Annotated in this window: 12 protein-coding genes; 6 read left to right on the top strand and 6 right to left on the bottom strand. The window is 42.7% G+C overall.

The annotated features are described in order from the left end of the window. Positions 1–207: 207 nt before the first annotated feature. The 6 genes from megL to pspA all read right to left on the bottom strand — a co-directional run bounded on the left by megL (position 208) and on the right by pspA (position 5,381). A complete protein-coding gene (megL, locus tag J8Z28_RS05850; protein WP_250660062.1) occupies positions 208–1,389 on the bottom strand; it encodes a methionine gamma-lyase in 1,182 nt (393 codons plus the stop codon). 134 nt (positions 1,390–1,523) lie between these two features. Beyond that, positions 1,524–2,558 carry a TIGR01620 family protein gene (locus tag J8Z28_RS05845; RefSeq protein WP_250660061.1) on the bottom strand — a complete coding sequence of 345 codons (1,035 nt, stop codon included), beginning with the start codon at positions 2,556–2,558 and terminating at the stop codon, positions 1,524–1,526. Continuing rightward, complete coding sequence (locus J8Z28_RS05840; protein ID WP_250660060.1) at positions 2,555–3,967, bottom strand: YcjX family GTP-binding protein; 1,413 nt, start codon at positions 3,965–3,967, stop codon at positions 2,555–2,557. Before J8Z28_RS05840 ends, J8Z28_RS05845 begins: the two co-directional genes overlap by 4 nt. Positions 3,968–4,029: 62 nt before the next feature. Further along, positions 4,030–4,431: an envelope stress response membrane protein PspC gene (gene pspC, locus J8Z28_RS05835; protein ID WP_054562063.1), complete on the bottom strand. Its 402-nt coding sequence runs from the start codon at positions 4,429–4,431 to the stop codon at positions 4,030–4,032. After that, on the bottom strand, positions 4,428–4,661 hold the full coding sequence (gene pspB / locus J8Z28_RS05830) for an envelope stress response membrane protein PspB (protein WP_036969793.1): 234 nt from the start codon (positions 4,659–4,661) through the stop codon (positions 4,428–4,430). The genes pspC and pspB overlap by 4 nt, the downstream gene beginning before the upstream one ends. A 57-nt stretch (positions 4,662–4,718) precedes the next feature. Next, positions 4,719–5,381: a phage shock protein PspA gene (gene pspA / locus J8Z28_RS05825; RefSeq protein WP_054562064.1), complete on the bottom strand. Its 663-nt coding sequence runs from the start codon at positions 5,379–5,381 to the stop codon at positions 4,719–4,721. Positions 5,382–5,569: 188 nt separating this feature from the next. Between pspA and pspF the strand changes: the two genes are divergently transcribed. The 6 genes from pspF to J8Z28_RS05795 are packed head-to-tail and all read left to right on the top strand — an operon-like array spanning position 5,570 to position 11,936. After that, complete coding sequence (gene pspF / locus J8Z28_RS05820) at positions 5,570–6,643, top strand: phage shock protein operon transcriptional activator (protein WP_054562065.1); 1,074 nt, start codon at positions 5,570–5,572, stop codon at positions 6,641–6,643. 15 nt (positions 6,644–6,658) lie between these two features. Then, positions 6,659–8,266 (top strand): ABC transporter substrate-binding protein, encoded by a 1,608-nt coding sequence (locus J8Z28_RS05815; RefSeq protein ID WP_054562066.1) that lies wholly within the window; start codon positions 6,659–6,661, stop codon positions 8,264–8,266. Further along, entirely contained in the window at positions 8,266–9,300 is a 1,035-nt protein-coding gene (locus J8Z28_RS05810) for an ABC transporter permease (protein WP_054562067.1), read from the top strand. The genes J8Z28_RS05815 and J8Z28_RS05810 overlap by 1 nt, the downstream gene beginning before the upstream one ends. Then, the gene (locus tag J8Z28_RS05805) at positions 9,287–10,180 is read left to right on the top strand and encodes an ABC transporter permease subunit (RefSeq protein ID WP_054562068.1); all 894 of its coding nucleotides are present in this window, start codon (positions 9,287–9,289) and stop codon (positions 10,178–10,180) included. Before J8Z28_RS05810 ends, J8Z28_RS05805 begins: the two co-directional genes overlap by 14 nt. A 2-nt stretch (positions 10,181–10,182) precedes the next feature. Continuing rightward, the gene (locus J8Z28_RS05800; RefSeq protein ID WP_054562069.1) at positions 10,183–11,175 is read left to right on the top strand and encodes a peptide ABC transporter ATP-binding protein; all 993 of its coding nucleotides are present in this window, start codon (positions 10,183–10,185) and stop codon (positions 11,173–11,175) included. Then, positions 11,175–11,936 (top strand): ATP-binding cassette domain-containing protein, encoded by a 762-nt coding sequence (locus J8Z28_RS05795; RefSeq protein WP_250660059.1) that lies wholly within the window; start codon positions 11,175–11,177, stop codon positions 11,934–11,936. The genes J8Z28_RS05800 and J8Z28_RS05795 overlap by 1 nt, the downstream gene beginning before the upstream one ends. Positions 11,937–11,980: the final 44 nt, after the last annotated feature.

Below are 11,980 nucleotides of genomic sequence, written 5' to 3'. Positions count from 1 at the left end.
TCTTGATCAGCATTGATCAGAATCTCATTAACTTGTTAAGTCGATACTATGTAAAAGTAAGCGAAATTTTAATAGTTAAGGCTGTTTCTAAGGTTTGCAGAAACAGCCCCATCGTAAAGATATAATTACACCAAAAGATCTAAAAGTTTACATGGCACATTTTTAAAGGGCCAAAAGCAAACGCAACCGTAAACCTAAAATTACAACCTAACCAATGAATGTAAATGCAGTTTTAAGATCGTTAATAATATCGTTAACATCCTCAAGACCAACTGATAATCGAATTAGACCATCACTGATCCCAGCAGCTGCTCTTTCTTCGTGTGTATAAGGCGAATGTGTCATCGATGCAGGATGTTGAATGAGGGTTTCAGCATCCCCTAAACTCACAGCAAGGGTACAAAGTTGGGTGTTATTTATAAATGTTTCGCCATCTTCAAGGCTGCCTTTTATTTCAAAGGCAATAACACCACCAGCGGCTTTCATCTGTGAGCCAATAAATTGATGACCCGGGTGTGATTTAAGCCCAGGGTAATAAACTTGGCTAACTAACGGGTGTTGCTCTAAATATTCAGCAACTACTTGGGCACTTGCACAGTGGCGCTCCATGCGTACAGCAAGGGTTTTTAAACCACGATTAATTAACCATGCATCATGAGGGCTAATCGTTGCACCAATATCTTTTAGCACCGTCATTTTGACTAGGTTGATATGTTCCTCTGTGCCGCATACAAGCCCTGCCACCACATCACCATGGCCATTTAGGTATTTAGTTGCGCTATGAACCACAATATCAATGCCAAACGAGGTAGGTTGCTGGAGCAGAGGCGTTAAGAAGGTATTGTCGATAACGCTTATCAGCTGATGCTGCTTGGCAACATCGGCAATCAAACTTAGATCAAGCACCGCCATGGTCGGATTAATTGGCGTTTCTGCAAAAATCATTTTTGAATTGTCTTTAACCGCGCCGCGAAGTTCAGCCTCGTTGGTCATATCAACAAAAGTAACTTCGATACCAAAGCGCGGCAACATGTGAGCAAAAAATGCAAAGGTACAACCGTATAACGCGCTTGATGCGACTAGGTGGTCACCGTGTTGTAAAAAGCTAAGCACAGACGCAGACACCGCCCCCATACCCGTTGCTGTGGCAGCCGCTGCTTCACAATTTTCTAACTGAGCCACTTTTTGTTCTAGCTCTTGGGTTGTCGGATTACCTAAACGGGTATAAATAAAGCCCTGCTCTTCACCAGCAAATCGGGCTGCACCTTGGGCTGCATTAGCAAAAGAGAAGGTAGAGGTTTGGTAAAGTGGCGCACTCAGTGCGCCATGTGGATCATTTGGTTTTTCTGGACCATGAATACATTGTGTATGTAAGTGATGCTTAGTCATTGTGTGTTCTCGTTTTTATTATCAGTACTTCATACTCATAAATAAAACGTAGATACCCACAATGCACAAGCATGCCGGATGCTCAGATGGCTAAATATCACTCAGCTGTTTTTATTAACTGTACACAAAAGTTGTCATTTTGTATTTTCGGTCTCTTTGTCGCTCGTACGTGAGGCAATTTTACGGGCAATACTATTGGCGGTTTCTTTTAACAAGCTGCGCTTATGCTCTAAGCGAGGTAATGGGCGACTAAGCTCCATCGCTTTATACCCTATACGCGCGGTAAAAATACCTGCACTTAGCCCTTGCGCTGCTCGGCCCGACAATTTCCCCAGTAATTCAGCGCTTAGTGCCGTTGCAGCTAAATCTGAAACTAACTCTGCACTACCAACAAACAATACTTGTTTCACTAATAAGCGGTACAATTTAATACGGCTTGCATAACCAAAACCAATACCGTAAATACGGCCAATTTGCTCAATGAGCTTAGTGCCACGCCATAGCACCGCCATCATATCGACTAAAGCCAACGGGCTTAGCGCAACCAATAAGCCAGACTCAGTGGCAAAACGGTTAATCAGTTTTTTTGCTTGCTGATCTTGGCTTACCAATAAGCTATCGGCATATAAGGTCATGATTTCTTTATCGGTATGGTGACTTGCTATTTGTTGCTTAAACTCTTCAAACCCAGTAAGCGTTTGATGTTCATTAAGCTTTTCAAGCCAGGGTAATGCTTCACCTACTTGCTCGCTATTGAGTAAGCGGTCGGCCTCGGTACGATGCAATTGATTACGCTTTAAACTTCTTAGCATGCGGTACTCGCGCCAAATAACACGGGCAATCAGCAGCACACCACTGAGAACAGCCGTTAAATACACCGAACCTAAAATAATTGATTGCTGAAACGTTACAAACAATGACAGTGCAAACTCAAGTAACACTAACGCTAAAAAGCTAACAACAAACACCCCTTTTAGGGTTTGCCATTTCGACTTTTTATACACAGGCTCAAGCTCAATGCTATCTTGCTGATCTTCTTCAGTGTCGATAAATTCAGCGTTTTCTATGACTTTAGCAACGGTTAACTCCTCTGTAGGAGCTTCGTTACTTGCAGAGCTTGAAATACGGCGACCTGCCTGAAAGTTCATCTCCTTTGGTTGCTCACTCATGTTAGTTTATCTCCTATCAGGTACTGCATGACATGATCTAAACGAATATGCTTTAACCGTTTATCAGGGCATGGCAGTGGCGAAAACGATAAGAACTCAAAGCCCTGTTTTGGCCACTCTTGTTTGTTGAGAAGGCGTGACGGTGGCTGCGGCGGTAAATACGTTAGCCATTCTTGCTCGCCTAAAGGCTTGCCATAAATACAAGCTAACTGTTGGCCTTTCTCAGCCACTTGGCGCGGCTCTGTAGCGCAGATAGATGACATTGCCATGGTTTCGATTTGCACGCCTTCGAACTTTAAATGATTTGATTGGTCATGCACGATTGAATCAAGCAATAGCGCTAAATCTTTATGATATTGCGCACTAATATGATCTGACTTATTGGCCGCAAACAGTAGCTTGTCGATGTTTGGTTTAAACAAACGTTTAAAGAAGCTTGCTTCACCATAATTAAAGTGCGCCAACAATTGGTTAATAACACGGCTTTGCTCATGCAAGGTTTCGCTGCCTTCATTCAAGGCGCTGAGCACATCCACCAGCACAATTTGTCGGTCAAAATGACGAAAATGCTGCTCGTAAAAAGGTTTTACAACCTCTTTTACATAGGCTTTATAGCGCTTTTTAAGATGCGCTAAATTCGACCCTTCGGTTATGTCATCAGGCACATACGCAACCGGGAAAAACTGCAGTAGCGGCGCTCCTTTAAGCTCGCCTGGCATCAGCATGCGACCTGGTTGCAGCATGGCAAGTTTGGTGTCTTTTTTAAGGCCCACTAATAACTGCTGATAAAGCGCAGCGACATCAGCAAGTTTGCTCTCATCAACACTGGCTGATAAATCAAGTTCAGCAAGGGCTGTTAAAAATGGCTTCGCTTTTTCGTTGCGTGCTGTTTGCTGCAAGAGTGAGAATTGTGACTCACACCAATCAGCAAATGATTGCTCTAGCATTGGCAAATCAAGTAGCCATTCACCAGGGTAATCAATAATGTCTAAATAGAGCGTTGATTGCGGTGCGAAGTGACCGCGTAGCCCCGAGTTACTTTGGTACTTAATTGCTAAACGTAGCGTATTTATACGCTCGGTAGATGCAGGCCATGCAGGCTCACCTTCAACAGGTAATAACGCTGATAAAGCATTTGTATATTCAAATGTCGGTATTGTCAGTGCTTGCTGCGGCACTATTTTTGTGGCGATATGACGCTTTTCGCGCATCACATCAAAAAAAGGTAAGTTTTTATCGTCAGCTTGGCTGGTTAAATGTTTAACCAAGGCGGTAATAAAAGCGGTTTTACCGCTGCCACTTAAGCCTGTGACGGCTAATTTCACGTGTTGATCTAAACTACGGTGAAGGGCTTTTTCCGCTTTATTTTTTAACGAATTAAAGGTGTTCTTTGCAAATGATTGGCTCATAAAGTGTCTAGCACCTTATTTGCGCTGGGTATCACGATGCAAACAAGGTGCGTATATATCCTTTAAAGTTTGTTGATTTCACGGCTAACCGTAAATTCTGTTGATGTGACATAGCGTTCCATCTCTTGTAAACGACCATCAACTCGAGCAAGACGATCTTTTAAGTCTTGCAATGCACGGCGAGGTGGTTCCCCTTTTTGCCATACTTTAAATTTTACTTCAAGCGGGTCTTGGTGAATGCTGTCTGTGCTTTTCTCTGTTTTTTCTGCTGGTTTTTTATCTAAAATAAACCAAGCAGCAATGTAAGCAACGACAATAAATGGACCACCTGATAATAGTACTGCTGTCACGACTAAAATACGTACTAGCCAAAGCTCCATGTTAAAGTAATCGCTGATACCTGCGCACACACCTGCTATTTTGCCACGCTCTGCGTCTCTAAATAATTCGCGTTTGGTACTCATACTTTACGTCTCCACTGCGGAGCCTCTTGGTCAAGTAAGGCTTCTAATGTTTCAACACGCTCTGCCATTTTATCTGCTTTTTGTGCAAGCTCTAATAATTGGCGGTGCTCGTGTTCACTTAAACCTTGGCTCACTTGTTTTTTACTACGGTAATGTAAAATTAGCCAAAGTGGGGCAACAACCACCATAAAAACAATAATCGGTGCCATCAAAACTTCTGCGTCGAACATGGTACTCTCCTGTCAATCCGTTATGTGTTTAAGCATTGGGGGACATGCCCCCATTTATTATTTTTTATCTGCTAGTTTTTTCTTAAGCTCAGCTAGTTCATCATCAATCTTTTCGTCTTGCTGAAGACCAGCAATTTCGTCAGCTAATGATTTTTTACCAAGATCATAAGACTCTATTTGTGATTCTAGACCATCGATCTTAGTTTCGTAACGTTCGAAGCGGTTTAAAGCGTCTTCAACTTTCGAGCTGTCGAGTGCTTTTTTAACTTCAAGACGTGACTCAGCAGAGCGTTGACGTAAGATGATTGCTTTTTGACGCGCTTTTGCATCAGCTAGCTTCTCTTGTAACGTGCTGACTTCTTGCTGTAGTTTCTCGATATGAGACTCTACATGCTCAAGCTCAGTTTCAACCGCTGCGACTGCATCTGCTGACTTTTGCTTTTCAATCAGTGCTGCACGCGCTAAATCATCACGGTCTTTATTTAGTGCTAATTCAGCTTTTTCTTGCCAGTCTGCAACTTGAACTTTTAAAGTTTCAACGCGACGTACTAGCTCTTTTTTCTCAGCAAGTGTTTTTGCTGATGTAGAGCGAACTTCTACTAATGTATCTTCCATCTCTTGGATGATCAGGCGAACCATTTTTTCTGGGTCTTCTGCTTTATCTAAGATGGCATTGATATTAGAATTAACGATGTCTGCAAAACGTGAAAAAATTCCCATAACATTTACCTCTTTGGTGTTTTAACTTAATCAGTTGGTATATCTAGTATCAATATGCTTGCCAACTTTTATAAACTTAGAATAACTTAATATATTCAAACAGTTAAACTAAATTTATAAATTTCTTTAGTTCTCATAGATAATGAAATACACTAGATCTTAGTAAAAATGACTAAGAGTTAGGGAATATGAGCCAATTTCGCCAGCAGGATAATTTACTCGGCCAATCTGACAGCTTTTTAAGTGTGCTTGATCAAGTTTCGCAACTAGCCAGTTTAGAAAAGCCAGTCCTTATTATTGGTGAGCGCGGTACGGGTAAAGAACTTATTGCAGCCCGTTTGCACTTCTTATCTAAGCGTTGGGACCAAAACTATATAAAGCTCAACTGTGCAGCGCTCAACGAAAACCTGCTCGAAAGTGAATTATTTGGTCATGAAAGTGGTGCATTTACCGGTGCCAGTAAACGCCACGAAGGCCGCTTTGAACGTGCTAATGGCGGTACGCTATTCCTTGATGAATTAGCCAATACCTCGGCGATGGTACAAGAAAAACTACTACGCGTTATTGAATACGGCGAATTTGAACGCGTTGGTGGTAAGCAAACCGTTAAAGTCGATACCCGATTAGTCTGTGCGACCAATGAAGACTTACCAACCCTAGCTGAGCAAGGCGAATTTAGAAGCGACTTACTCGACCGCCTCGCCTTTGATGTTATTACCCTGCCCCCGCTGCGTGAACGCCAAGAAGATATCATGTTATTGGCAGAACAATTTGCAATTAACATGGCTCGCGATCTTGAGTGGGAGCTATTTAGTGGCTTTACGCGTAGCGCCATCGAAACGCTACAATCTTATGAGTGGCCGGGTAATATTCGTGAATTAAAGAATGTGGTTGAACGTAGTTTATATCGTCATGGTAACGAACATATTCCCGTTCACCAGATTATTTTAGACCCATTTGCGAGTAAATTTAGACCTAAACAGCGCGTTAAAGCTGCAGTTAGCAGTGCCCCTGTTGCAAACGTCGAAGCTGCGCCTATCGCCACGACACAAAATCAAGACGTTGTGACACTCAATAAGCCCGACATTCAATTTCCTTGTAATTTAAAGCAGCTGTCTAACGACTTTGAAATTGATGTCATTAAAAAAGCGCTTGAACATAGCCAATTTAACCAAAAGAAAACTGCAGAACACTTAGAATTAACGTATCATCAATTACGTGGCTATTTGAAAAAATACAATTTATTAGATCAGCAGCAATAGTTAGAGGCTAATCAGGTGTTTAAACCGTTACTTGCTTTGTCTTTGGTGTGCTTAGTAGGCTGCCTAGATAACGAAGAAAAAACCACAGAACAAAAAAACCAGGGCTTAGTCTATTGCGCTGAAGCAAACCCTGTGTCGTTTAATCCGCAAGTGACAACGACAGGTTCGACTATCGATATTATCGCCAATCAGCTTTATGATCGCCTGTTAAGTATTGATCCGGTGTCTGCCGAGTTTAAAGCAGAGCTGGCAACTGATTGGAAAATTAGCCCAGACGGCAAAGCAATTACCTTTACCCTGCGTAAAGGGGTTAAATTTCATACCACAAAATACTTTACTCCAAGCCGTGATTTTAACGCTGATGATGTAATTTTTACCTTTAGCCGCTTATTCGACGTTTATAACCCTTATCACTTTGTTGGCGATGCCAGCTACCCTTATTTTCAAAGTGTGGGTATTGATCAGCTTATTCGTCGCATTGTGCGTGTTTCTGATTACCAAGTACGGTTTGAGCTTTATAATGCTGAAAGCAGCTTTTTAGCAAACCTTGCAACCGACTTTGCCGTGGTGTTATCCGAAGAATACGCCATGCAGCTTAAAGCACGCAATCAAGAAAACTTATTTGACCAATACCCTGTGGGTACTGGCCCTTATGTATATAAAGAATATCGTCGCGACCGTTTAATTCGCTATTACCGTAACCCTGATTACTGGAAACACCCTGTAGTACTTGAGCAACTGGTGTATGACATTACGCCAAACGGCACCACACGCGTTGCGAAAATGCTCACCAAAGAGTGTGATGTTACTGCGCACCCAAGCAGCGCACAGTTGAGTATTTTATCGCAACGCGAAGATATTAAAGTTCAAAAAGAGCAAAACTTAAATATTGGTTATTGGGCCTTTAACACTGAGCGCCCGCCTTTTGATGATGTACGTGTACGCCAAGCACTCGCAAGCGCCATTGATGTCGATAAAATCATGCAAGCGGTATATTACGGTAACGGCATTAAAGCGCAGTCATTACTGCCTCCTGCTTCTTGGGCATTTGAAGCGCAAAAAGCCATGCCTGAATTTAACCCTGCACTTGCCAAAACATTACTCGCAGAAGCTGGCTACAAAAATGGCTTTGATATGAATATTTGGGCCATGCCGGTAAGCCGTATTTATAACCCCAATGCCCGTAAAATGGCTGAGCTGATGCAAAGTGATTTACGCAAGATTGGTGTGAACGTTAATATCGTCGAGTACGAATGGAATACCTTTTTACAACGAATTGGTGAACATAGACACGATAGCGTGTTACTTGGTTGGGCTGCAGATACGCCAGACCCTGATAACTTTATGAGCCCATTATTAAGTTGTACTGCGACTTTCAGTGGTAAAAACCCAGCAAATTGGTGTCACCCTGAGTTTGATTTATTACTTACACAAGCCTTAGATACAACAGATCTTGAAAAGCGTAAACAATACTACAATCAGGCACAGCGGATCATAGTGCAAGAGCTGCCTATTTTACCGATAGCCCATGGTATGCGTTTTCAAGCCGCAAGTAGTGATGTTAAAGGCATCAGCTTAAGCCCGTTTGGTGGCATTTCACTAGCTAACGCGAGGAAAGAATAATGATCCTAGATTATATTCTGCGCCGCTTAGCACTGTTAATGTTTATGATGCTGACACTGAGTATCTTTACCTTTTCATTGAGCTTTTTGTTCCCGGGTGATGCGCTAACTAACTTAAGCGGTATTACCAATAGCACCTTCTCACAAACCAGTGCACTTGAAGAAAAGTTCCACTTTACCGAAAACTATGTGGTGCAATACTTTGCCTTTTTAGACCGTATTTTACACGGCGATTGGGGTGTCTCTTTTGCATCAGGCGAAAGTGTTTTTCAGCATATTCAAGATTTATTTCCTGCAACGCTAGAGCTTAGCCTTTACGCATTGTTTGTCTCGGTTGCTGTGGGCGTACCGGGTGGTATTTTAGCTTCTGCTTACTACAAACGATGGCCAGACAAATTTATAAACTCAGGCACGCTTATTGGCTACTCGATGCCTGTTTTTTGGTTAGCGCTATTGTTGATCATGGTGTTTTCACTACAACTAGGTTGGTTTCCGATGTCGGGCCGTATGGGTCTACTTTACGAAATTGAACCAATTACCGGCTTTATTTTAATCGATATCATATTAGGTGACTTTCCGTATGATGGCATGGCATTTTTAGATGCAATACACCACCTAACCTTGCCTACTATTGTACTTGCCATGTATCCGACCACAGTATTGGTTCGCTTTACCCGCGACTCTATGCTGAAAGTACTCGATCAAAGTTACATTAAAACAGCACGCGCTAAAGGCTTAAACCGTGCACAGCTGATCCTTCACCACGCTCTGCGTAATGCGCTGCTACCGGTTATAAAACAAATAGGTTTACAGTTTAGTACCTTGATCACCCTTGCGATGATCACCGAAGTTATTTTCTCATGGCCGGGCATTGGTCGTTGGCTTATCGATAGTATTTATCAGCGCGACTATCCTGCGATTCAAGGTGGCTTACTCGCTGTTTCTATGTTCGTTATTTTAGCTACCATTATTGCTGAGCTCACTTATACATTATTCGACCCATTATCGCGGAACCAAGCTCATGGCAAAGTTTAATTTATTCTCTGAAGAGTCGAATAAATCGCCGTTAGCGCGATTTTGGAAAAAATTTAAAACCAATCACCCTGCCCTTGTGGGTTTATGGTTGTTTATTGCTTTAGTGTTACTGGCCGTGTCTGCACCACTCCTTGCACCTTATGGCGTGAACCAACAACACAGCGATGCACTGCTGTTACCGCCATCGTGGCATGATGCAGGTGACGTACGCTTTTTATTAGGCACCGACGATTTAGGCCGAGATGTGTTATCGCGCTTAATGAATGGTGCAACCTACACCTTTGGTTTGTCGGTTGTCGCCGCTTTGATCACCACAGTAATTGGGGTGTTAGTAGGTACTTTTGCTGGGATCAGCCGGGGAATTCGCTCAAGCTTTTTGAATCACTTGCTTGATATTACGTTATCTATTCCATCGCTGTTACTAGCCATCATTATTATTGCGATTCTTGGCCCGGGCTTAATGAATACAGTATGGGCGATTATTTTAGCTTTACTGCCTCAGTTTATTCACTCGGTACGTAACTTAATTGTTGAAGAGCTTAACAAAGACTACATCACGGCATTTAAACTGGATGGTGCGTCAAACTGGCATATTCTCGCCCGTGGTATCTTCCCGAATATTTACGAGCATATTGTGGTTATTTTTACCATGGCGCTTTCTACCGCTATTTTGGATATCTCGGCACTTGGCTTTTTAAAATTGGGCGCACAGCCCCCAACCACAGAATGGGGTGCTATTTTGGCTGAAAACCTTGGTTTAATTTACCTTGCCCCTTGGACTGTTGGCTTACCGGGCGTATTATTATTTTTAGCAGTACTGTCTACCAATTTAGTAGGTGACGGTTTACGCCAAGTGCTTAAAGAACGTAAGGCCGACTAATTATGCAATTACTCGATATTCGCAATCTCACGATAGAGTTACGCACCTCAGATACCGTTATTCGTGCGGTTGATAGAGTCAGCATGACCTTAAAAGAAGGTGAAGTGCATGCTTTAGTTGGCGAGTCTGGCTCAGGTAAAAGCTTAATTGCAAAAGCCATTGTTGGGGTTTTAAATAAACGCTGGCATATCACCGCTGATCGCATGCATTGGCGTGGTGTTGATTTAATGCGCTTATCTAACGAGCAACGCCGTAAACTAGTAGGTCAAGACATTGCTATGATCTACCAAGATCCGAGTCGCTGCCTAGATCCAACTGCCAAGATATTCGACCAAATTGCCGAGACCCTGCCTGCGCAAGCAACCAGTGGCTTTTTCTTAAAGCGAAATAAACAGCGTAAAGACAGAGTAAAAGCGTTAATCCACAAGGTCGGTATTAAAGATCATAAAAAGGTGCTCGACAGCTACCCTCATGAGCTCTCTGAAGGGATTTGTCAAAAAGTGATGATTGCCATGGCCATTGCGCGTACCCCAAAACTATTGATTGCCGATGAGCCAACTACCGCCCTTGAAAGCACCACGCGTGCGCAAGTATTTAGACTGTTAAAAAGCTTGAACCAGCTAAAGAACATGTCGATTTTGATGATTTCTCACGAACTTGAAGAAATTGTTGAGTGGTCTCATGGCATGCATGTTCTTTACTGCGGACAAATGGTTGAAGCTGGCCCAACTAATCGTATTTTTAGTCAGCCATATCACCCTTATACTCAAGCACTGTTAAAAAGCTTGCCTGACTACGAGCAAGGTCTGGCTCACAAAGAGCCGTTTTATGCTTTAAAAGGCACCATTCCGACCTTGCAGCATTTGCCAATAGGCTGCCGCTTGGGTCCACGTTGCCCACAAGCACAAAAAGAATGTGTGGTTACCCCAAAATTGACCAAGCATCATAGTCATAGTTATGCCTGCCATTTCCCATTAATTAAGGCGATGAAATAATGCAACCACTGCTCAAAGTTCAAGCGTTATCAAAGAGTTTTAACCTGCGTGCAGGCTTGTTTTCACGCAAACGATTCTCTGTTTTAAGAGATATTTCGTTTTGCTTAGGGCAAGGTGAAACCATTGCAATTATCGGCGAAACCGGCTCAGGCAAAAGTACCTTAGCTAAATTACTCTCAGGAGCCGATAACGCTGATAAAGGGCAAATTTTGCTCGATGGTAATATCATCGAAAATGATGGCTTGCGTGATAACGACTGTCGCCACATTCGTATGATCTTCCAAGACTCTGAGGCGTCGTTGAACCCGGGTTTAACCATTGGCGACATGCTTAACGACTGTTTACAGTACAACACTGACTTAAACAAAGAAGAGCGTGAAGATAAAATAAAACAAACCCTCGCAAAAGTGGGTTTGCTTTTAGATCATCAGCACTATTACCCGCATATGTTTAGTAGTGGACAATTGCAACGTATAGCGCTTGCACGGGCTTTAATTTTAGACCCTAAGGTTGTAGTGCTCGATGAGGCGTTATCGTCTCTAGACCCGTCTGTACGCGCACAAACGGTAAACTTATTACTGCGTCTACAAAAAGATACTGGCCTTAGCTATGTGCTTATTACTCATCACCTAAGTTTGGTGCGTCATATTAGCGACCAACTTGTGGTATTTGATCACGGTGAGATTGTTGAATACGGCCAAACTGAAGCGATTTTCCAAAACCCGCAATCAAGCGTAACGCAGAAACTGTTGAACTGCTGATAGTGAGCTCTCAGCTGTCAGCCGTAAGCTATCAGTTTGATTCG

Source organism: Pseudoalteromonas sp. SCSIO 43088 (assembly GCF_023650795.1).
Lineage (GTDB): Bacteria > Pseudomonadota > Gammaproteobacteria > Enterobacterales > Alteromonadaceae > Pseudoalteromonas > Pseudoalteromonas shioyasakiensis.
The sequence above is the reverse complement of the archived record's forward strand: the minus strand, read 5'-3'. Positions and strand labels throughout refer to the sequence as shown.